General features: G+C 36.7%; 22 protein-coding genes. 10 read left to right on the top strand and 12 right to left on the bottom strand.

Annotated features, from left to right (window positions below; all coding sequences use genetic code 11):
- The first annotated feature begins 387 nt into the window (after positions 1 to 387).
- On the top strand, positions 388 to 2568 hold the full coding sequence (locus FJR04_RS12220; protein WP_371717813.1) for a GumC family protein: 2181 nt from the start codon (positions 388 to 390) through the stop codon (positions 2566 to 2568).
- A gap of 102 nt (positions 2569 to 2670) precedes the next feature.
- Positions 2671 to 3816 carry a SpoIID/LytB domain-containing protein gene (locus FJR04_RS12215; protein ID WP_168495056.1) on the top strand — a complete coding sequence of 382 codons (1146 nt, stop codon included), beginning with the start codon at positions 2671 to 2673 and terminating at the stop codon, positions 3814 to 3816.
- A gap of 76 nt (positions 3817 to 3892) precedes the next feature.
- Here FJR04_RS12215 and FJR04_RS12210 read toward each other — a convergent pair whose 3' ends face one another.
- Positions 3893 to 5155, bottom strand: a complete 1263-nt coding sequence (locus FJR04_RS12210; protein WP_168495054.1) for a hypothetical protein — start codon at positions 5153 to 5155, stop codon at positions 3893 to 3895.
- Positions 5156 to 5625: 470 nt separating this feature from the next.
- Here FJR04_RS12210 and FJR04_RS12205 point away from each other — a divergent pair, with 470 nt between their 5' ends.
- The 4 genes from FJR04_RS12205 to FJR04_RS12190 all read left to right on the top strand — a co-directional run bounded on the left by FJR04_RS12205 (position 5626) and on the right by FJR04_RS12190 (position 7759).
- Positions 5626 to 5991 carry a Lin0512 family protein gene (locus FJR04_RS12205; RefSeq protein ID WP_168495052.1) on the top strand — a complete coding sequence of 122 codons (366 nt, stop codon included), beginning with the start codon at positions 5626 to 5628 and terminating at the stop codon, positions 5989 to 5991.
- Positions 5992 to 6102: 111 nt separating this feature from the next.
- Complete coding sequence (locus FJR04_RS12200) at positions 6103 to 6441, top strand: hypothetical protein (protein ID WP_168495050.1); 339 nt, start codon at positions 6103 to 6105, stop codon at positions 6439 to 6441.
- 69 nt (positions 6442 to 6510) lie between these two features.
- Positions 6511 to 7026: a hypothetical protein gene (locus tag FJR04_RS12195; protein WP_168495048.1), complete on the top strand. Its 516-nt coding sequence runs from the start codon at positions 6511 to 6513 to the stop codon at positions 7024 to 7026.
- Positions 7027 to 7078: 52 nt separating this feature from the next.
- Entirely contained in the window at positions 7079 to 7759 is a 681-nt protein-coding gene (locus FJR04_RS12190) for an SDR family oxidoreductase (RefSeq protein ID WP_168495046.1), read from the top strand.
- A gap of 127 nt (positions 7760 to 7886) precedes the next feature.
- Here FJR04_RS12190 and FJR04_RS12185 read toward each other — a convergent pair whose 3' ends face one another.
- The 3 genes from FJR04_RS12185 to FJR04_RS12175 form a co-directional block, all read right to left on the bottom strand.
- The gene (locus FJR04_RS12185; protein WP_168495044.1) at positions 7887 to 9725 is read right to left on the bottom strand and encodes a bifunctional serine/threonine-protein kinase/formylglycine-generating enzyme family protein; all 1839 of its coding nucleotides are present in this window, start codon (positions 9723 to 9725) and stop codon (positions 7887 to 7889) included.
- 666 nt (positions 9726 to 10391) lie between these two features.
- On the bottom strand, positions 10392 to 10586 hold the full coding sequence (locus tag FJR04_RS12180) for an Rpn family recombination-promoting nuclease/putative transposase (protein WP_254445271.1): 195 nt from the start codon (positions 10584 to 10586) through the stop codon (positions 10392 to 10394).
- Positions 10587 to 10615: 29 nt separating this feature from the next.
- Positions 10616 to 11461, bottom strand: coding sequence for an Rpn family recombination-promoting nuclease/putative transposase (locus FJR04_RS12175; RefSeq protein ID WP_168495034.1), 846 nt, complete (start codon positions 11459 to 11461; stop codon positions 10616 to 10618).
- Between the two features lie 699 nt (positions 11462 to 12160).
- On the opposite strand from FJR04_RS12175, the gene FJR04_RS12170 reads away from it, so the two are divergent.
- Both FJR04_RS12170 and FJR04_RS12165 read left to right on the top strand, forming a co-directional pair.
- A complete protein-coding gene (locus FJR04_RS12170) occupies positions 12161 to 12748 on the top strand; it encodes an L-threonylcarbamoyladenylate synthase (protein ID WP_168495032.1) in 588 nt (195 codons plus the stop codon).
- A gap of 5 nt (positions 12749 to 12753) precedes the next feature.
- On the top strand, positions 12754 to 13662 hold the full coding sequence (locus FJR04_RS12165) for a sensor histidine kinase KdpD (protein WP_168495030.1): 909 nt from the start codon (positions 12754 to 12756) through the stop codon (positions 13660 to 13662).
- Here FJR04_RS12165 and FJR04_RS12160 read toward each other — a convergent pair.
- The 5 genes from FJR04_RS12160 to FJR04_RS12140 form a co-directional block, all read right to left on the bottom strand.
- Positions 13622 to 14089, bottom strand: coding sequence for a GNAT family N-acetyltransferase (locus FJR04_RS12160; protein WP_168495028.1), 468 nt, complete (start codon positions 14087 to 14089; stop codon positions 13622 to 13624). The two genes, FJR04_RS12165 and FJR04_RS12160, sit on opposite strands and share 41 nt — an antisense overlap.
- 127 nt (positions 14090 to 14216) lie before the next feature.
- Positions 14217 to 14645, bottom strand: a complete 429-nt coding sequence (locus FJR04_RS12155) for a hypothetical protein (protein ID WP_168495026.1) — start codon at positions 14643 to 14645, stop codon at positions 14217 to 14219.
- A gap of 224 nt (positions 14646 to 14869) precedes the next feature.
- Positions 14870 to 15850: a protein translocase subunit SecF gene (secF, locus tag FJR04_RS12150; RefSeq protein WP_168495024.1), complete on the bottom strand. Its 981-nt coding sequence runs from the start codon at positions 15848 to 15850 to the stop codon at positions 14870 to 14872.
- Positions 15847 to 17259 carry a protein translocase subunit SecD gene (secD, locus tag FJR04_RS12145; protein WP_168495190.1) on the bottom strand — a complete coding sequence of 471 codons (1413 nt, stop codon included), beginning with the start codon at positions 17257 to 17259 and terminating at the stop codon, positions 15847 to 15849. The genes secF and secD overlap by 4 nt, the downstream gene beginning before the upstream one ends.
- 117 nt (positions 17260 to 17376) lie before the next feature.
- Positions 17377 to 18360 (bottom strand): alpha-ketoacid dehydrogenase subunit beta, encoded by a 984-nt coding sequence (locus FJR04_RS12140; protein WP_168495022.1) that lies wholly within the window; start codon positions 18358 to 18360, stop codon positions 17377 to 17379.
- A gap of 335 nt (positions 18361 to 18695) precedes the next feature.
- Here FJR04_RS12140 and FJR04_RS12135 point away from each other — a divergent pair, with 335 nt between their 5' ends.
- Together FJR04_RS12135 and FJR04_RS12130 are read left to right on the top strand one after the other, a co-directional pair.
- Positions 18696 to 19112, top strand: a complete 417-nt coding sequence (locus FJR04_RS12135) for a hypothetical protein (RefSeq protein WP_168495020.1) — start codon at positions 18696 to 18698, stop codon at positions 19110 to 19112.
- Entirely contained in the window at positions 19106 to 19402 is a 297-nt protein-coding gene (locus FJR04_RS12130) for a hypothetical protein (RefSeq protein WP_168495018.1), read from the top strand. The genes FJR04_RS12135 and FJR04_RS12130 overlap by 7 nt, the downstream gene beginning before the upstream one ends.
- 69 nt (positions 19403 to 19471) lie before the next feature.
- On the opposite strand, the gene FJR04_RS12125 is transcribed toward FJR04_RS12130, so the two are convergent.
- The 3 genes from FJR04_RS12125 to FJR04_RS12115 form a co-directional block, all read right to left on the bottom strand.
- The gene (locus FJR04_RS12125; protein ID WP_168495016.1) at positions 19472 to 21235 is read right to left on the bottom strand and encodes a hypothetical protein; all 1764 of its coding nucleotides are present in this window, start codon (positions 21233 to 21235) and stop codon (positions 19472 to 19474) included.
- Positions 21236 to 21389: 154 nt separating this feature from the next.
- A complete protein-coding gene (hemB, locus tag FJR04_RS12120; RefSeq protein WP_168495014.1) occupies positions 21390 to 22367 on the bottom strand; it encodes a porphobilinogen synthase in 978 nt (325 codons plus the stop codon).
- Positions 22368 to 22651: 284 nt separating this feature from the next.
- Entirely contained in the window at positions 22652 to 23011 is a 360-nt protein-coding gene (locus FJR04_RS12115) for a DUF4870 domain-containing protein (RefSeq protein WP_168495188.1), read from the bottom strand.
- Positions 23012 to 23057: the final 46 nt, after the last annotated feature.

Raw genomic sequence — 23057 nt, 5'->3', positions numbered from 1 at the left:
GGGAATTGGGAATTGGTGATTGGTCATTGGTCATTGGGTAATTTTATGTCTTCCTTCTTCTTGACAACTAACAACTGATTGACAACTAACAACTGACGACTGACAATTGACAACTGACCACTGACTACTGACAACTGACTACTGACCACTGACAACTAACAACTGACAAAGAATATTTGCAGAAAATTTATGTTCCTCACACTGATTAGACATATATCGGAATGAAGGTATTAGCCAAGAACTACTTCAGAATATTTTCTGTGAAGTAAGTCTGTGATCATGGGAAGAATACGTATTGATTATTAACAGGAAAAGATAGAGTATAAAATATCTCTAAAGTTTTTTAATCATCATCTTCCAGATATATTGTTGCAATTTGAGAGGGATATGATTGTGGCTACAAATGGGATGAAGTTTAAACAAATACTGACTACCTCTATATCCAACGTAGTTAATTTTAGAAAAATAACTCTGATTGCACTTCACCATCGTTGGTTTATATTCGGGGTTTCTTGTACAGTTATGTCAGTTACCAGCCTGATAGCTATTACAGCTAAACCAACTTACCAGAGCTATATGCAGATCTTAGTAAGTTATAATTCAAATGAATCTGCAAGTGCTAGTAATATAGAAAAACAGACTCCTGCTGTTGACTACAATAGTCAGAAGAAATTAATGCTGAGTGCTAAATTAGTCCAAAAAGCTGTAAATTTACTTCAGACTGAGTATCCACAAATAACTGTAGAGGATATTTATAGTGATAGTGCCACTGGTAAAATTTCATCTTTAGAAATAACTAAATTACCTGTACAATCAAGAACTAGTAAAAATTCAAGTCAAATATTTTCACTATCTTTTATAGATCGAAATCCTCTAAAGACTAAAAGAGTATTACAAGCTTTACAAAAAGTATATCAAGATTATAATACCGATCAAAAAAATCAGCGCGTTAATCAAGGTTTAGCTTTTGTTAATAACAGTTTACCAAAATTACAGAAAGATGTAATGAAAGCAGAGAAAAAGCTAGAACAGTTTCGCAAAGAAAATAATTTAATTGATCCTGTTTTACAAAGTAAAATTTTATTACAATCTTTATCTGATCTTCAAAAACAGCGGCAAAAAACTCGCGCTCAATTGGAAGATATACAGGCTCGACACAATAGTTTAGAACAAGCGATCGCTGCTGCAAACCCAAGTCAAACAATTGATAATACTGCTTCTAACCAATATCAAGCCTTAATTAATGAACTGAATATAACCGAACAGGCATTAACTCAAGCTCGCGTACTTTACACAGAAAGATATCCAACTATACAGCAACTTCAGCAGAAGCGGAAAATTATCATCGCACTAATACAACAACAAGAGAAAAATCAAACTATTCCTATTAGTAATAAATTACAACCTTTAGTAGACATAAACCCTAAATTAGAGAATGATTTAACGCAATTAAAAATGACTGCATTAGGACTCATTGCTAATGATGCTTATTTAATAAAATCCGAACAAGAACTTCGTTCACAACTTAATAAATTTCCCAGTTTAATTACTGAATATAAAGGGTTAGTTTCTGATATAGAAATTTATCGAACTACACTGAAACAACTAATCCAAGCGCAACATTCATTAGGATTAAAAATTGCTCAAGAGGGTTTTAACTGGCAGACTTTAGAAGAACCAGCTTTAGGAATCCATATAGGTAATTTACGATGGTTGTTAATAATTGGTGGAGTATTCATTAGTCCAATATTAGGTTTATTAGCAGCTTTAGCCTGGGAGAAGTTTAATCGAGCTATTTTTTATCCTCAAGATTTACAAAAGCTGACGAATATTCAGTTACTGGGATCAGTTCCTAAATTAGGAAAAAAACCAGATAGTTGGCAAAGTAAACTTCAAAATATCGGCAGAAATAAACGGAGAGATGTAGATATTTTTCCTCAAGAAAGTATTAGACAGTTACCCAGTCATGAAGCATTAGATATCATTTACCAAAATATTCAAATCCTCAATAATTCTCTACCTTTAAAATCCTTAATGTTGACTTCGGCATTACCAGGAGAAGGTAAAACAACCTTGGCTTTAGGGTTAGGAGCTAGTGCGGCGCGTATGCACCAAAGGGTATTAGTAATTGATGCTAATCTGCGATCGCCCAGTTTGCATAAAACTTTAGGATTAACCAATGATTGGGGTTTATCCTTATTGCTTATTGATGATGAAAATACATCATTTCATAATTACATTCAACCTATTCATCCAGCTATTGACGTTTTGACAGCAGGACCAATCCCAGAAGATGCAGTCACTTTACTTAGTTCTGAACGGATGAAAGAACTAATAGATTTATTTGGACAAAATTATGATTTAGTGCTGATAGATGCACCATCAGTTTTAGATACAGTTGATGGTAGAATTGTGGCATCTTTGTGTAATAAAATTGTCATGGTAGGACGGATTGGCCAAGTTACACCGAATAAACTGATGGAAGCTACGGAAGTTTTGAGCAAGTTAAATTTAATTGGGATTGTTGGTAATGAAGTTTATGATACTCCCCAAATATTGACACCATGAACAGGCAATAAACAAGAAAAAAATCAATCAATATTCCCTTTATTTCCTGGATAGGAGAAATGTCAGACTAGAATAGTAGACGCTGGTGATGAGACAATTAGCATGAAATTCCAACTGTTATTAGGCGCTTTCTTTTCGGAAATTAAAGGTAGACATTGGTGGATAGGTATTTTCCTCTGGTTTGCTTTACTAGCTCCTGCTCAAGCATCTGTAATTTTGCGTGTAGCAATTGAAAGAGAAGTTAAGCAGGTAAAAGTTGGTGCTTCGACAACAGCTATTGTTAAAGATAGTAGTGGTAAAACTCTGGGACAATTACCGGGAATGAGTGCATTTGCGGCTCAAGCAGTACCTGGAGGAGTGGCTTTAGATAGATGGAAATCGGGGTTATTTTGGATTGAACCCACGAATAAGGGATTTGTTTATATTGGCGATCGCTGGTTTCGTGGTAGAACCTTAGTAATACCCACAGAAAAAGGCTTAACTGCGGTGAACTGGGTAGATTTAGAAGAATATCTCTACAGTGTCATTGGTGGAGAAATGGATTCTCGCTGGCCAGACGAAGCCCTTAAAGCTCAAGCGATCGCTGCCCGTACCTATGCCCTTTATGAACGAGAAAAACAACGGAGAAATCCCGTTTATGATTTAGGGGATAGTCCAGATCGTTGGCAAATTTATAAAGGTGTCAGCAGCGAATCCTCCAGAACCTACAACGCCGTAGACACCACCGCCGGCAAAATCTTAACCTACAACAATCAAATCATTCTTTCTGTCTTTCATGCTTGTTCTGGTGGACACACCGAAAATGTCGAAGATGTCTGGACCAGCAAAGAACCTTACCTCCGGGCTGTACCAGACTTTGACCAAAACATTAAAGAATGTAACTGGGTAAAAACCTTTACTCCTGGAGAAATTAGCACCAGAATTTCTGGTATTGGTAATGTCAAAGATATGATTGTGGAAACCCTTTCACCCTTCAAAAGTGTTAAAACCCTCAAAATCATCGGTGATAAAGGGACTAAAGTCCTCAAAGGTGAAGAAGTCAGAACTGCACTCAGGATTAAAAGTACCCGTTTTACAGTTGGTAAAGATGCAAATGGTGGTTTTCTCCTACAAGGATTAGGTTTTGGCCATGGTGTAGGCATGAGCCAATGGGGGGCTTACGAACTAGCAAAACGCGGCGCAAACCACCTGCAAATCTTAGGATATTACTACCAAGGTGTAGCCCTGACACCCATTCAAGCTAAATAGATAATTGACAATTGATAATTGACAATTGACAATTGGTAATTGGTAATTATCTCTATTACCTATTACCTATTACCTATCACCCATTACCTATTTGTTTATTCTGAAATTCCTGTTCTAGTAAATCTGTTTCAGTAGAGTAAACTGAATCATCCTTACCAATGACTTTTTCCGTAGCAAATTCACGAGCAAAGGCTATCTTCTTCTGTAAAGAAGAATCTGCACTTGCTAATAATCTAGCTCGTTCTTGGCGTTGATGATTGCGAGTAGAAATTTGATCATTGCGCCACTTAATCCAAAAATAACGGATTAATGGTATGGCGAGAAAACCCGTACCATAAGCTAATAAAAGTCCATAAATCCCTTGCACAAAAGCAACTAATCCGCCGACTTGAGCCGCAATTGTGCCATTTCTCAATAAATTTCCCAGGATTAACGCCCCAATCAAATTCACTCCTCCTAAACCAGCACTGAGCATAAGTTGTCCAGAACTAGCAGCACTAAACTGCCAGGAAAATTCATGGAGATATTCAGATATTGAGCGCCGCGGCTTCTTACTAGCTCTTACCTGTAATTCTGGGAAATAATAGACTATTTGACCTTCAGCACTTACCTGTGGTCTGCCATTAAATCTGACCAGCACAGGTAACATATAATCTTCATATTCTTGTTGATATGTTTCTCCAATATCATCTAAATAAGGAGCAATTTGTTCAGCTACTACTGCACCTTGATTATTACTAATCACCGCCCCAATTTCTTCCCAGCGTCGTTCTTCCAAATTGGCATTAGGATTACCATCACCAAATAGAAATGAAAACACTGCTTCAAAAAAATTCATTTCACTATTTTCGCCCTGTTCTCGTCGCCGTTCTTGGTAGCGATCGCGGTAATTTGGGCTAAAATACCAGAATAAATCCGGGAAAAAGAAGAAATTAAAACCTCTAGAACTACTACTGCTACGATTGTCATTATCTCGATCTGAACTAGCAGTCATAATAATGATAATAGTCACAGTAATCAGCAAGATAGAAGCCACTAAAAGGATGCCAAAGGAAATCCGAATTAGGTAAAATAGTACAGACCAAACTTTTTTCCACCATTCTTGCAAACGCATTTGCAAGTATTTATTCCGTAAAATATCTCGAAAGTTGCGTGGAAATTGGTAAACAACATCACCTGATTCTGCAACCTGCAAATGTCCCCCAGCATCAGCGGCTAGACCTAATAAACCTTGATTAACCTCAGCTACATTTAATCCTACCTGAGTAGCTACATCACCAACAGTGACTCGGTAGCCTAGTTGTTCCACAGATCGCATAATGATGGGATTGGGAGTCATAACTCTTCCCTTCTGTTATATTTTGGTTTACCTTTCTTCAGTCTAGAACTTTTCCTTGTAAAACTACTAGCTCTTTAAACAACAGTTTAACAGCCTTAACTGCTACTCGCATACGGATTAATTTAACCGGAATGCCTCCCCTCTTTTCTCTATCCATCCAATCAATCGCTTAAGTGGATAGACTCATACTCATCTTTGTCTTTAATCTTGACTCTGATCATACTTTTCAAATTAGTGCGGCTCTTAACAGGCTCAACCGCACTAAAAACCCATTACCACAACGCCCGACGACACAGTGCAGAACCACCGAAAACCTTTGTTTTAGAAATGTCGTTTGGGACAAAATTATGGATTGTAAGCGATTAGAAAATAGCTCTAAAAGTTTTCAAGTATTTTATGATGGTTTATTAAAAATAATAGAATATTAATTGATACAATTTGATTTTAAACAAGAGAGAATTTGCAAATTTATGGCACTAAAACGGTTTATTATCGAAATGGGAATGGGTGTAGACCAACATGGACAAGAACCCACAGTAGCAGCAGCAAGAGCAGTTAGGAATGCGATCGCTCATAATGCCCTTCTTGGTATTATGGAAGTAGCTGGTTTAAAAGATCCCAATGAGATGATTGTCGAAGTCAAAGTTGCAGTTCCCTACCCCGAACAAGTACGAGCAGCAGAAGTATTAGCAGTCTTACCTTTTGGTAAAAAAACGCTCATATTAGAAGCAGGAGGAATGGTGGTTGATGGTTTAGCAATTCCTTCTCTCAACGATAAAAATGACGAAATGTTGATAGCTGTAGCCGCAGTTACAGTTTTAGTCGAAACTGCATAATTAATGATAAAATATTGATTTCATCTGGATTTTGTGAGTTAAACTAGAGGTAATGGGATCATCTCTGGCAATAATTTCTCTAAATTATACATCTACATAACTCCAGTGAAAATGTCTCAAGATCCTCACAAATCATCTCAAATCCAAGAAATAATTGGACTAAAATCACAACACTTTGCTGACTTAATTAGAGCCGCACAATTGATTTTTGATCCGACTGCGGGAGTTACCGGCAGAACTGTCAAAATTGATTGGGAGGATTTTGGTATTCCTCCTAATATAGAGGATAATCTCAGAATTCTTGGTGAAGAATTTCAGTATGCTTCTCCCCACGTTCCTGTTGATGTTATTTGGGGGAAGTTAACCACCGAAACTCGAATTTGGTTTCTGGAAAATAAAGATCAATTATGGCAATTTGAAGAAATTTTACCTGCACTTGATGAAGATTAACAATTGCCAAAAATATTTTTTTAAAGTAGGATATATACATTTTGTATCCTACTTATTTACTAGAAAATAATGTTCACAAAAATTTTAGCCCCCCAGGTTTTATTAGTTTCTTTGTCTTTGACATTAGGAGTAATAACACCTGTTTTTAGTAACGCTAGTATAGCTTTAGCAGAAAGTCCACTAAAATATGCTCAATCAGTTGCTAATAAAACTGAATTTGGCGTGAGGATAGTTGACTCAGAAGGAAAAGTCAATTTTTTCCCAACAACTACAGTTCCTTTAAAAGAAGGTGATGCTTATGGTTGGAGAATTAAACTTGATAACTATCAAGGTAAAGTCAAATGGCGCGAAGTTTTAACTTTACCAAAACCTCCCGAAACTTGGATAACACAAGATAGTAAAAATTTCTCTATCTCAACAGATGGAAAAACAGCAATTTCCCAGCGCACAACAACACCTATTAATGGTGTAATTGAAAATTTTTGGACTGTTTCTCCTGGAGATCCTTTAGGTAAACATCAAATCCAAGTCTATATTGATGAACGCCTGATTGCTACTTTTGCATTTGAAATAGTTCCGTTCTAAAATGACACTTTTGTGCTAAATCTAAACATAGAATCTTTTTTATAGACTAATTATGTCAAGCACATCTTACATTTTCCTAGCTGGTGCAAGTCGCGGTGTTGGCCAAGAAATCGCTAAATACTTAACAGCACAACAAATTAAAGTCAAAGCCCTTTTGAGGACAGAAGCCGCTGCTGTGGAACTAAAAGCAATGGGTATTCATCCAGTTTTAGGAGATGCCTTAAATGTAGCTGATGTTGAACGGGGAATGTTAGGAAATGAACCTATTCACGCTGTTATTAGTACGCTAGGCGGTTTACCTACAGATAATATCAAACCTGATTATATCGGCAATAAAAATCTCATTGATGCCGCAGTAAAAGCAGGAGTAAAAAAGTTTATTTTGGTGACTTCTATTGGTAGCGGTGATAGTGTTATTGCTATGCCTCCTCAAGCTTTAGAAGCACTCAAACCAGTTTTAATTGAAAAGGAAAAAGCTGAACAATACTTAATTGCCAGCGGACTTAACTATACAATTATTCGTCCTGGTGGTTTAAAATCAGAACCAGCAACCAACAACGGCATGATCACAGAAAATCCCCAGATTGTGGGTACTATTCATCGTGCAGATGTTGCCCAATTAGTTTGTCGTTGTTTAAATTCTGATCATACTAATAATAAGATTTTCTCAGCCATAGATCGGAATATGGTATATCCAGGATTACCGAAGTTTGTGGAATTTAATTTAGATTAGTGCCATAGGGCGGAATTAAGAATTAAAGAAGCATATAAAACTGGCTTTTCCGGTATTTTTAATGCTTGTTTAATTTACGCCCTTTTGTATTAGTTGATGTTGAGGACTAAAGTCCTCACTACTAAATTTAAACAGAAAATACTACCCGAAATCCACAAATTCGTAAACCACCGTCTGCTTCATTCCAGCTTCTACTAGCACTACGACAAAGTTCGGCACTAAAATTCCATGCACCACCCCTTAAAACCCGACGATGTTGATCACCCCCAGCTTCCCATATACTACCATCTGTAGGTGCGCCATGATAGTTATTATGCCAAGGATCTGCACACCATTCCCACACTAACCCGTGCATATCATATAAACCAAAAGCATTCGCAATTTCAAAATAACCAACACTAGTTGTTTCTTTACGAAATCTACTTTTTGGTTCGACAGAATAAGTATCACTACCACTACAGTTAATTAAATCGGAAGTAATTGTCTCTCCAAAATGAAAAGATGTGGTAGTTCCTGCCCGACAAGCATACTCCCATTCTGCTTCACTCGGTAAACGATATTTTCTTCCAGTTTTAATTGATAATCTGGCACAAAATTCCACTGCTTCATACCAAGAAACATTTTCTACTGGCAGATTTGCACCTTTAAATTTTGATGGGTTGGGGTTTAATGATTGTTGAATTTTAGGTAAAGCTGCTACTGTTCTCCACTGTGTTTGAGTAATAGGATATTTCCCCATAAAGAAAGATGGAACTATTACTTGATGTTGGGGACGTTCATCATCATCACCTTCACAACTCAAAGAACCCATAATAAAAGTTCCATTCGGAATTGATACCATTTCTAAAGTAGTATTTCTGCCTAATTCCTCTACAAAATATTTAGTATTACGTCTATCACGGTTCACTTCTCTCCCAGAAGTATTTACGGTAATAACACAATAATCAAAGTTATATAAAAGAGGTAAGGGAACAACAATTTTTGTCGGCGGTGACGGTGTTAATGGCGCTTTAGGAAGAGAGGAAAACTTGAGGGCTACGGGAGATTTGGCATAGTTTAAATCATCTAATACATCGAGTGCTGACTGATATCTATCACTAGCAAAATGTTGGAGTAATTTATCTAATATTTGCTTTAAGTCCTCACTAATAGTAATTCCTTTAATTCGTAAACGTTCTGTCCATAACCATTTAGCATTCATGGCATCATAAAGATGATCTTGAAGTTGTCCATAATCATCTTGTAATGGTAAATCTTGAGTTAATAACCGCACACAAGTTACACCCAAAGCATATAAATCACTTCCTTGACAAGCAAATCCGGCCATTTGTTCTGTTGGTGCATAACCAAGGGTATAAATAGCTGTCGCTTGTCTAGCGATACTGGTTTGAGTAACTTGCTTTGCACCACCAAAATCAATCAATACGGGTTTTTTATCACTATCCCGACGAACAATATTTTCGGGTTTGATATCGCGGTGAATAACATTGTGTTTGTGAACAAAATCTAGAACTGGTAATAAGTCAGCTAAAAGTTGCCGCACTTCTGCTTCGCTATAAGCTTGATTTTGAAGTTCTTCTAGAAGAGTTTTGCCAATAATAAATTCCTGCACTAAATACAAACTAGAACCTTGTTCAAAGTAAGCTAGAAGTCGCGGAATTTGGGAATGATTTTCTCCCAAATCATATAATCTAAAAGCTTCTTCTCGGAAAAACTCGGCTGCTTTAGCACGTTGTCCAGTTCCTTGGACTTGGGGGAAAAATTGCTTAATTACACAAGGTGCATTCAGTCTATCTACATCTTCAGCAGCGTAGGTTCTGCTAAATCCACCTTCACCTAATAACCTCAAAACCCGGTAACGGTTTCGCAGCATTTCCCCAAAGTTACTTTCTTGGCAACTTAGGCAAGATTTAGAGGTTTTTGGGTTGAAGGGGTTGGAACAATTGGGATTTTGACAAATTTGCATGAATGTTGGGAAAATAGCATCTTGTCCAAATTCATCCCCAATTTTATTAAGTTGTCAAAACGATATTTATTTCTATCACAAAAAATTAGTTAAAACCTACATTAGTTTGCGTGGGGAAAGTTAAAAAATTCAAGAATTGAAAGTTTCATTAATTACCAAACTGACCCTATATGCGCGCACAGATTCCCATTATAAATATAGTAGAATTAATTGCTAAATTTGTCAAGCAATTATTTAGAAATATTCTGTTTTCCCAACTTTTTTAAGAAATGGAAACTTTATGTTTATTCTTATTTATGAATAACACTATCAGTAGCAAAATTCTGTGCTGTTTGTTGCACAGATTCTAGCTTTTTTCCTCTTCTGCTATTTCCGTACTAAGTAACTAGTGTATAATTCGTAGGGAATATGTATCATATTATGACTATTTTTGTAACTTCCCAAGTTTTGATTTAACTTAAAGGTACATAGATAAACCTGTTTACAATCCAGGCACATCAAATAATACCGATATCAAGGATCACTTATGGCTATAGATACTCTGGCATTTATAACCACAATGGAAAATAGATTTGGTTTCTCTAGTGAAGATAATGGTTTAAATTGATTCAGATAGATATTTATCTCTACTATTAATTCCCAGTAAAAATCCGGTTTTGGCTGAAATTACACTTCTACAAAATAGATGGGTTTTTCTACGCTATCTGCCATAAAAATTCCATCAAATCGAAAGGCTTTTTCCTTCACTTCCACAGAAGTAAATTTATAATCTGTGGCATTTTCTGTAGGTTCTCCCAGAATTTCAAATAATAGTGTGTGGAAAGTGAGGAAGATTTGGTAGAATATTGTGTCTGTGTGCATTATTCCTAATATTGATATTTCTTAATTACTTATTCATCTGGTGATTTTAACCATTTTCCCAAATCATTTATATCTGCAAAATCTAATAATGCTTCCCCTAGCTTTTCCAGTTGTTCTATATTCAAACTGTTGATGTTTTGAATATAACTATCTTCCAACTTTCCAAACCGTTTAGATAATATCCTTAACAGTAAGTTTGTTGCTTCATCTTTTTTACCTTCCTGTCTACCTTCTTGCTTTGCTTCTTGATAGACTCTTGTTTGCTTAATATCACTCACTAAAAACATTGCTTCTATCTCCTGACGGCTTAATTGTGAAAACTTGGACAATAAAACAGTCTCTAACAATTCTATAATACCTTGTTTTTCTCTGTCATTCTCAACTTCTGCCTTAGTTCTTGCCATGAGGGTTTTAACTAATTCCGGTGCTTGTGCTTCCTTACTGACAATTAACTCAATTAACCCCATTCCAATTGAACCCGCTGGTAATTCATCTAAATAAATTCGTTTAATTCTCCCACTATTAATCAATTCTTGTTGATAAGCACTCAATTCTTCTACATCTAAACTCCGTTTCGCAAATAAAGCTACCCCCTGCCAATCTTGTACTGGTTTAAATTGATTCAGATAAATGTTGATTTCGGCGATTAATTCCCAGTAAAAATCTGGTTTGGGTTGAAATTGCACTTCTACAAAATAGATGGGTTTTTCTACGCTATCTGCCATAAAAATTCCATCAAATCGAAATGCTTTTTCTTTCACTTCCACAGAAGTAAATTTATAATCTGTGGCATTTTCTGTAGGTTCTCCCAGGATTTCAAATAATAGTGTGTGGAAAGTGAGGAAGATTTGGTAGAATATTGTGTCTGTGTGCATTATTCCTGATCTTGATATTTCTTAATTACTTATTTATCTGGCGATTTTAACCATATTTCCCAATTCTATATCTACCGTAATTGCATCTTCATCTTGAGATACAAGATAACGTCTTGGTATTTTCGTTATGAGAACAAATATTATTTTCTTATTTCCCTACTTCTGGGATTTATTTAAGCAATTATGATCTTGATGAATAAAAACTCTATATATATGGGCGCACACTTTCCCACTAATACCATAAGCATACCTAAAACTCGAAACACTGTCAAGCCCCCTGGCTGAGATCACCAAAACTCGTTACATTCTTGATAAGATTCTCAATAATAATGAGAATAAACCACCAATAATTGAGAAAATTCTTTTTTGCCAAAATCCTATACAAATAACTTATATCCTATTAATGTAGGTTAGGTTGACGTATGTTACCCAACAAATGCGTCGGGTTTCACTTCGTTCTACCCAACCTACAAAAAATGGACAAGGTATTGTTAAGATATTATGATTACTAATGGCGAAAATGTTTCTAAAGTTTCTAGTATTGAAGTTGAACAATGTCTTTATGGGTAAATGAACCACATTTTTATATCTCACGCAAAGACGCAAAGGCGCAAAGAAAGAAAGGAATAGAAAGATTAGTGTGTGGTACAAATACATGAAAACTGCTGTAAGAAATTAATAATTGAGAATTACATATTTATGAATGTTTCTCTAGAAGTCCTGATAGAGGCTGCAAAAATTGGAAAATTAATCAGCTTCCCTACAGATACCGTACCTGCATTGGCTACCATACCTAAACAAGCAGAATTGATTTATGCTGCTAAACAACGCAGTTTGGATAAACCATTGATTTTAATGGCGGCTAAAGCTGAAGATTTATGGGATTATGTGAAAGGAAATGATGTAGAATATCAAATTTGGCAAAAAGTTGTTAATCAATGTTGGCCTGGTGCTTTGACTTTGGTTTTACCAGCTAGTGATAAAATTCCTCCAGTCATTAATCCTACTAATCCCAGCACTATTGGTATTAGAGTCCCCAATCATCAAATTGCTCAAACTATTTTGGCGCAAACAGGATTAATGGCCACAACTAGTGCTAATTTATCAGGACAACCTGCATTAGAAACCAAAGCAGAAATAGAAGCTCAATTTCCCCAAGTTCTCACTTTAGAATCTATAGAATATCAAGGTTTGGGCATACCTTCCACCGTTGCGAAATGGACTGGAAGCAGTTGGCAGATTTTACGACAAGGTAGTATTAAGTTAGATAATTTATTTGATAATTGACAACCATGAATTTTAGTAACTGGCTATATTTAGGAACAGGAATAGGATTAGGAATAGGTTTTTGTAAATTATTCCTCCAGCCCGCCGAATCTCCATCCATACCTGCTCAAAATGCTCCACTCCAGCCAGAAACTGAACTTTTACAAGAATTGAAGCAAACCCAATTAGCCTATCAGCAAGCGCGGGAAATGAGTCAGTTTAAAGCGGGTTTTTTAGCTAGAACTAGTCATGAATTGCGATCGCCCTTAAGTAGTATAATTAGCTTACATCAATTGATTTTAGCAGATTTGTGTGAAAACCCTCACGAAGAGCGGCAATTTGTAGAACAAGCTCACGAAAAATCTCTACTATTACTCAAACTAATTGATGAAATTCTCAATGTTTCTAAAATAGAATCTGGCAGAAATAAATTAGATATTGAAACTTTGTCACTAACGGAAGTTTTACAGGAAGTTTATAACTTAACTTATCTCTTAGCAGCCAATCGGAATTATCCTTTTAGTTTATCATTACCAGAATCAGAAATTTGTATTTTAGCAGATTCTCGTTGGCTCAGACAAGTATTAATAAATTTGATAGAGACGACAATTTTGCAAATGCAAGAAGGGAATATTTATCTTTCTAGCAGTCTTGCATCTTTAGATAATTATGTATATATCTGGTTAGATGTCCCCACTGATGCCGTACCTACAAATGAACCTATAAATTTGATGATATCGGCAAATCAAACAACTCAGAAAAATATAGTTCTACCACCAGGAATGAAATTTTCACTTAATCAAACTTTAGTAGAATTGATGGGAGGAAAATTAGAAATTTTACCTTTCCCCATCAAAAAAGAAGAAACACCACAGTTAACGAGATGGCAAATATCTATGCCTCTAATGACTCCTGAAGATGAATCTCTCCATTAGCAAAAGCATCAAAATTCGACTGATTAAATAAAACCATTGTCGTTGTACTATTGACTTGAAACCCAATTTTCTCGTAAAATGTCTGTTGGTGAGTAGTCATCAGATATACCCGTTCTACCTGCATCCGTGGATGAGTTAAAACCGTTTCTACTAACTTGATTCCCAATCCCTTCCCTTGATAATCTGGATGAATCACAACATCCCAAATTGTAGCGCGATAAATACCATCCGAAGTTGCTCTAGCAAAGCCAATTAATGATTCTCCATCTGAAATAGAAATCACAGGTTCACTGTTAGCGATCGCTATACTCCAATCCTTAATGCTTCGTTCCTTTGCCCAAAAAGCAGCAAGATTAAACAGTTCCTGAAGTTGGTAAAGATCAATATCCGCATGGCTTTGGCTAAATTGAATCTGAGAATATTTCATCTATAGAGACCTAATTTTCGTAGTATCTTCGCTTCTGTTATGGCATATTTTCCTGAAAAATACTCAAGGTGTATATAGATATGCAACATTTTAATTAAAAATTTAAAATACTTCTTTCTATTTCTGATTACCTATACCCCTTTGACTGACAAACCCACTTCCATAGAGGATGAGTAGATCCTTGCTGACGAATACGAGAAACTTGTTCTTTTAAACGTTCCTGTTCTTGTAGTGGTAATCCCCAAATAATATTACGACTTTGCCAGACTAAAACAGAAAGCGTCATCCCAATACAAAAACCTAAACCCAGGGTAGCCAAGGGATGAAAAATTAGTGCATATCGTAATCCTACCCAAGTAAAATAGTCTTGTAACAAAGCGATTTCCACTCGTAAATCCCACAAGCAAAAAGGCGCAATAATTAGCCATAAACAGCTAGAAAATAACCATCTTCCATATACTGTCAGTTTGTGTAGCTTTTGTATTTGTTGAGCAAAAACTGGATCTAAGTTATTTAATTCTTCTATCTTAATTTGTGCTTCTTCAGACTTATCCATAGGAAGAAATTAGGGATTGCTGTTAACGATTCAAAATCTCGTTACAAAACAAGGGAACAGGGAATAGGTTGAAACGGGGAACGAGGTAATCACCCATTAATAAATTGACGTTGCTGATAGCCATATTGAAGTATGAAACTGAAAAATTGCAAATTCTTACTCTGTGAGACTGGAGCGCCTCTGCGTGAGGTAAAATCATATTCTTAATCAGCAACGCCAATCAATTAACTATCTTGGGAACTAACAGAGTTTTCGACTGAGTAATTTTCCTGACGTTCTCGCCACCAGATTAGGAGGGTACTAGCAATAAAAATACTAGAATAAGCCCCCGCTATAAAGCCGATAATTAAAGCCAGCGAAAAATATTTCAACGTCTCCCCACCAAATAGGAAAATGGCAAATAACGACAACATGGTTGTTAAGCTGGTATTGATTGACCTAGACAAAGTTTGATTGACAGCATCATCAACAATATCCGCAATTGGTCGATCAGGGTTAATTTTGATAGTTTCCCGGATGCGATCATAGATTACCACTGTATCATTAACAGAGAAACCTGTGATAGTCAGCAAGGCGACAATAAAGAGACTATCTACTTCTATACCTAAAACCAAACCCAAAATTGAGAATATCCCTGCTGTAATAAAGACATCGTGAAGTGTGGCAACGATCGCAAAAATGGCATAATCCCACTGGAAGCGGAAGCTTAAGTAGATAATAATACCGATAAAGGAAACTATCAAAGCCAAAACCCCAGAAGTAAATAACTCCTTTCCTAAAGTTGCACCAACAGAATCAATTTGATTTTTTTGTGGGTCAAAAGTGCCGATTTTTTCAGTTAACGCATTTTGCAAATTTGTCCGCTGTTCTGTTTCCAGGTTTTTTGTGCGGATATTAATGCCATTTTCTACATTCTTGTCTCCTATTTTTTCAGAGATTAATTGAATGCTACTATCTCCCAGTCCCTGAGATTTAGCCACTTCTCGCACCAGGTTAATATCTATAGGTTGGTCACAGTTACCAGGTTGGTTACAATCCCGAACAAATTGTAACCTTGTTCCCCCGATAAAATCCAAGCTAGGACGCAGAGGCGCATTTATACTGGGATTCAAGTAAGATATCACCATTGAGATGATACCGCTGAGGATCAGCATCACGGAAATAGTCCACCAAGTTCCGCGGGCTTTGTTAATATGTAGTTTCATTGTGCCACTCCTGTCTGATTCGCTACTGGCACATTAGGAGCATAAAGTTCTGTTTTCCGCAAAGAGGGAATGGAAATAACTAAAAACATCAATGTGCGACTACAAGTAATGGCGGTAAACATACTCACCGCTACTCCTAAAGCCAAGGTAAGAGCAAAACCTTTAACTAGCCCTGAACCTAACCAAAACAATGCAGCACAAGCAATCCAGGTAGTAACATTACTATCTAAAATACTAGAAAAGGCGCGGTAAAAACCTGATTCTACAGAACGATATAAAGATTTACCTGCTCTTAATTCTTCCCTTGTGCGTTCAAAAATTAAGACGTTAGCATCAACCGCCATACCGATACTGAGTATAAAACCAGCAATTCCCGGTAAAGTCAGAGTGACACCCAATAAACAAAAAGCAGCCCAAGTGAGTAGGGAATAAATCACTAGTGACACATTCGCGATCATTCCTGGTAGTCGGTAGTACAATACCATATATATTAATACTAAAATCAGACCCCCGATACCAGCATATATGCTTCTTTGAATACTATCTTTTCCTAAAGTCGCGCCTACCGTTCTTCTTTCCGCAATTTCTACAGGCACGGGTAATGCACCACCACGCAACTGCACCCCTAAATCATTGGCTTCTTGGGCTTGAAAACGACCTGTAATGACAGCAGAACCGCCAGTAATCCCAGTGGCTGCAAATTCTACTCCGACACTAGGCGAACTAATCAGTTCATTATCGAGGAAAATGCCGATACCACGACCAGTTCCGGCTAAGTCTTTTGTGAGTCCTGCAAAGAGTTCACCACCCTTTTGATCAAAACGGATAGCCACATCCCAGTTATTGCCTTGAGTGGGCTGACCGTAGGCATCCTGGAGATATTTACCAGTTAATGGTGGATTGGTACTTTCAAACAATTCGGCGATCGCTTGATTATTTTTGTCAAACTCTGCCTTATTTTTCTCAATGGCCGCTTGATCTGGGTTTTTTCTCAACTCTTCCCGCTTGGTTTTCAGGTCATTTCGTGTGATCTGAAAAGCAAAAAGCTGAGTTTCTGTATTCGGTTTTTGGATACGGAACTCTAACTGCGCTGTGCCTCCTAATACCCGTTCTGCTTGTTCTGGATCATTGACACCAGGCAATTGCACGGATATCTTATCTGTACCGATAGTTTGAATTAATGGCTCAGAAACACCAAGACCATTAATTCGCCCTTCGACTACTCTTTTCACAGCTTCCAATTCTCTTTCAGTGATTTGCGTAATTTCCGCAGTTGGTTTCACCTGAATGGTAAGCTGTGAACCGCCCCGTAGGTCTAATCCCAAGGGGACAGGAATCGTCGCAATCACCGCAATAGCGGCGATGACCAAAACTATAATTAACGCTAATAGCGATCGCTGTTTTTGCATACCATCACTCACAACTGACAAAGGTTATAATAACGTTCTTTTTGCCAGTTGTGAGTAGAAGTTTGGATAGGGAATAATTGACAATTGACAATTGACAATTGACAATTACCCGAATTTCTAAACTCTTAAAGCCACCATTTTCTGGACTGCTTCCACGATTTGCTCTGGTTGGACAATAGTTAGACGCTCAAGATTACCGTTGTAAGGTGTGGGGATATCTTGGGAAGAAAGCCGCAATACAGGTGCATCTAATTCATCAAATAAGCGGTCATTAATGGAGGCTGTTAATTCTGCACCTATACCCCCAGTTCTCATGCACTCTTCCACAACAATCACTCGGTGAGTCTTGCGAATTGATGCGCCAATAGTCTCAAAATCAAGGGGTTTCAGGGAAATTAAGTCAATAACTTCTGGATCATAACCTTGTTTTTCCAAAACCTTCACAGCTTGCAGGACATGATACCGCATCCGCGAATAAGTGAGAATTGTCACATCTTTACCTGGACGGACAACTTCAGCTTTATCTAGGGGTAGCACATATTCTGTTTCTGGCAGGTCTTCTTTTAAGTTATAAAGTAAAACGTGTTCAAAAAATAACACAGGGTTATCATCACGGATAGCAGCCTTCAGCAATCCTTTAGCGTTATAAGGTGTGGAACAAGCCACAATTTTTAAACCAGGAACAGCTTGGAAATAAGCTTCTAGACGTTGGGAATGTTCCGCACCTAGCTGTCTACCCACACCCCCAGGTCCACGAATCACCATAGGGATTTTAAAGTTACCACCAGAAGTGTAGCGTAACATACCCGCATTGTTAGAAATTTGGTTGAAAGCGAGGAGCAAAAAGCCCATATTCATGCCTTCAATAATCGGTCTTAACCCAGTCATAGCCGCCCCTACAGCTATCCCAGTAAAGCTATTTTCGGCAATGGGGGTATCTAAAACTCGCAAATCACCATATTTTTGGTGTAAATCTTTAGTAACCTTATAAGAACCGCCGTAGTGTCCTACGTCCTCACCCAGAACGAATACGCTAGAATCGCGTGCCATTTCTTCGTCAATAGCTTCCCGCAGGGCGTTGAAAAATAGTGTTTCTGCCATTTAGACCTTTATTACAATTTATCGTTATAGAATTTTATCGTGCCATTGTCCCGAATACCGTCAAGCGTAGCACTAGATTAGTAATGGATAATTAGCGAGCGATCGCTATTCCTCATTTTGAATTATCCTGAACCTTAGTCAGAAGACGGTTAAAATATCTGTGCAGTAGATGTAACTAGGTTACAGTGTAGCGAACCCAGACTATATAATAGCACTAAAATCCTGACTGTGAAATAATTTCAGCCTTTTTTGGTAGATCATTCAACAGCAAACTGCTATAGTTTGGGGGAAATGTTACAATCTAGTAGGGAATAAAAATAACAATTGCAGTAGAAGTGACAGAAGAAAGCAGGGAAGACATAGCAAAAAGACTAGCCCAAGAACTAGCATCAAGAACCGAAATTTTTCCTAGAAGAGGAGGGCAAAATTTTAAAAGCTTTGGTGAATTTAAAAGAACAATGGGTGCAGCAGGTAATAGACAAGCTTGGCATCATATTGTCGGACAAACAACTTCCAATTTACAAAGATTTGGTGCAGAGGCAATTCATAATACAGGAAATTTAGTCCGTCTTGAACATGGTAAAGGTTCAATTCACCAAGAAATCACTAATTTTTATAATTCTATACAACCAGAAATCACAAACTCATTAAATATTACAGTTAGAGAATGGATTAGTATTCAGTCATTTGAAGAACAACAAGATTTTGGCTTGAGAGTTATTAGAGCTTTTGGAGGAATTATTGAATGCTGACTATAGATTTACAATCAATTTTAAGCTCAATTCCCAATGAAGTGAATTGGCAAGATATCGTACAGTTTAAAAAATTAGATGAACGTGTTACTATAGCTAATGAAATTTGTGCAAATCTTATTGGTGTGAATGAAGGTTATATTGAATGGTGTCCCGATAATGAGCCACCAACCCAGTTAGAAACCTTGCTTTGGTGGTGGGTTATCCGTCCTGATTTGGGAGCGGCTATTGCTAGTGAAGCACCTCAAGAATTAAAAGAAATTATCAGTCAGTACATCCTTAATTTATGAATATGTTGGCTGAGAAAGTTCAACAAATTAAGGATATTGTAATGAAGTTAGTGATACTTCTAATATTTCCTAATTTAGATACAGTTGAGATGTCTTGAGTACGCTACAGCTGAGTTTAACACCAATTTCACCATGAGAAGCTGATGGAACTATTTTACCCTTATCCTTAATTTCTATTATTTCTGCACTGTAGTAATCCCCATTATTACAGATAATAATTCTTGCGCCTGTATATAAAGGAATATTGTCAAGTTGCAGTATTACAACTGTTCCTTTATGATGAATCTCTAAAGGAGTTCCAATAAACTGAGCATTTGATGGCTTAAACTGCACGAGTCCATATTGCAATAAAGCATCTCTAGCATCTTCTTTTTTTATAAAACCCTTCTCAATGTTAAAGTACAACTGAAAAAGTTCATAGGTAGTTAGTAAACCTCTTTCCTCATATTTAGCATCATCAATCTGATGTTGGGTAAATGGAGGATTTTCTCTTTCATGGGGTGGTAAATATCGTTGATGATTTACTAAATACAGAGCAAAAACATCGAAAGTACGACGATCTTTTTGTCTTCTATTTTTAATTTTATTTACCTGTGAACATTCACGATCTTTGGAAGTTCCTCCAATACCTTTAATTTCAACTACTAACAAACCATTATCTAAAGGAATTTGAATATCTTCCTCTTTAATCTCTGGTTTAGTTTCATCCATATTAATAATATTTGTAAAACCAAGCCAGATCAAGAATTGCTCAACAGATTTAACCAGTGAATCTCCTGTTTCAGATAGTAGATCATGTAAAAACTGGTATTGAACTTGATTCTGTTTAATATCATCTTCTATTTGTGCTACAAGCTTTTTATGTTCATCCTCTATTTTTTCTTTTTTTGCTATAAAATCTTTCTGATTAGGAAGTAAATATTTCTCTGATTTCAGCCAGGAAAACTGGTCATTGTAAGGAAAAATTTTAGGAAATATTTCAGGTAATACTTCATCAAGTAGTTCAATTAAAAATTCTCTTTTTTTATTGATTATTTGAGGAAAAACAAAAACTCTTGATGGATGAGAATGATAGGTAGAATATATAAACCCTATAATTTCATTAGTATTATTCAATAATAAAGGAATAAATTTATTTTGATCAATATATCTGTTTTCATCCGGAACCCATTCTGTAGGATGTTCAAATATAGCCGAGTATCTAAAATCTTTACTGTATTTATATAGAATATTTTTAACTTCTTCTCGTATATTTGATGATATAATTACGTTTTTACCATTCTTATTGAGTATGCCCTGTAAAAAAGGAAGAAACACATATAGAGAATGACTCTCAGGGTTATACTCTTGATGTCCATAGGGTGTTAGTGAACAAAAATTATATTCAATCACTTCATTTGCAGCAGAAAATACAATAATTAATGTTTCTTTCTCAACTTCAACTAGTTCTACTAGCTCTTTATAAAGAATACTTGCAGAAAGTGGTCGCGGGTCAAAAATTTTTTCGGGGTATTTACTTAATAGAATATGTTGCTTACTTCCTTTCGTTGACAAGTGCGTATGCTCAGATGCTTTATATTCTATTGGATCGTGTGTTTGTAAATCCACAATTACAATATCGTATTCGTGGAGATTAGGTGGAAAATCAAAGTTTGGCAAGCATGGATATTGATTACCTATATTAAAATTGGGTACTTTGACCTGAGAACCTAATGTACCAGAGAAACACTGCAAGCCTCTATCTCGTAAAGCTTCAATAATTTCTGGATCTAAATCAATTGCACAAATTTTCGGAGTTTCCTTAATTTGAATTTTTGAGGATTTGTCAGTCATCTCTATTTCATTAGCTGGAGTTAAATTTTATTCTAACTAATTTGTATATTTTTTGTCACTAGCCACAACTACACACAAAATACAAAAAATCTCACGCCCAAACACAAAAACCCTCTCCGTGCCTCTGCGTCTCTGCGTGAGATAAAATCCTAACTTACAACCACCGAGCCGCATCCTTAGCGTGGTAAGTTAAAATCAAATCAGCACCAGCCCGTTTAAAGCCAGTCAAAGTTTCCATAACAACGCGCTGCTCATCAATCCAACCATTTAAAGCCGCAGCCTTCACCATCGCATACTCACCGGAAACATTGTAAGCAGCCACAGGTAAATTAGTAGCTTCCTTAACACGCCAAATAATATCCATATATGCCAAAGCTGGTTTTACCATCAGCATATCAGCACCTTCAGCAATATCCAACTCAATTTCTTTCAGTGCTTCACGGGCGTTACCGGGGTCCATTTGGTAAGTGCGTCTATCCCCAAATTGTGGTGTTGAGTCCGCTGCATCTCTAAACGGACCATAATAAGCCGAAGCATATTTAGCAGCATAAGACATAATGGGGATATCTTCAAATCCCGCCTCATCCAAACCTGCGCGAATTGCTTGAACAAAACCATCCATCATTCCCGAAGGTGCAATAATATCTGCACCAGCTTGAGCTTGAGAAACTGCGGTTTTCTTTAATAATTCTAAAGTTGGATCATTTAAAACCCTTCCAGTTAAATCACCAACTTGTAAATAACCACAATGTCCATGACTTGTATATTCACACAAACAAGTATCAGCCATGACAATTAAATCAGGAACGGCATTTTTAACGGCAGTTGCTGCTTTTTGAACAATACCACAATCATGCCACGCACCTGTAGCATCTATGTCTTTATCTGCCGGAATTCCAAATAAGATAATCGCCGGAATTCCTAAGTCATAAACCTCTTTAGCTTCTTCAACAATTTTGTCTACTGAAAGTTGGTAGACACCGGGCATAGATTTGACTTCTTTGGCTATACCTTCTCCTGGTACAGCAAACAATGGATAAATCAAATCGCTAGTAGTTAAAACAGTTTCACGTACCATACGGCGTAATTGGGTATGGCTACGCAGACGACGAGGACGATGTATAGGAAACATAAATTTTGTGCAGACAAAACAATACAATGGACACAGAATAAAGCGTCACAAAAGCAAGATTTTAGCTTGCTCTATTCAGACAAACTAGAAACAGTGCTTTAACTGTCTTTGCCCTACTGTTGATGAAGCTGTGGGGCAATTTTATATTTTACACCTTGATGGACATTTGCTGAGGATAAGTTTGTAAAAAACAATCTTAAAAAAAATCACTCAATTAATTTTGGTAACTTGTTTAATCAAAGGTTTATGATTCATCAAACTACCATATTTTTCTTAATCTTACCCTAAAACACTCGGAAAATAAACGGATAACGGCAAGGTTGATCAGGATTGCTAAAAACGCCAATTAACGCCCAGATTGTTAACCCCCAGTGGATGATATATCCTAAACCGGCGATTGGGAACAACACGATTAGGGGTAAAACCAACCAACCAGTTAGAAAAAATAAAGCTCCTAGAATTGCTCCATAGAACCAAACGTTAAAGTGGAAATTAATAGATTCCTTTGCATTGTCCTTGACGACAGGATCATCTGATACAAAGAGTATGGCTATGGGTAAACCAATGGAGACAATTGTGGTACTAAAAAAAATTGCTCCATGACACAACACTGATAAGAGTTTACGTTTATCGCTGTCGTACATTTTTTGCTCCATAAATCCTTTTCTTGTTCCATACCTCGTCCAAATC

This window comes from Anabaena sp. UHCC 0204, assembly GCF_009711975.1.
Lineage (GTDB): Bacteria > Cyanobacteriota > Cyanobacteriia > Cyanobacteriales > Nostocaceae > Dolichospermum.
This window is presented reverse-complemented; position numbering and strand designations above follow the sequence as displayed.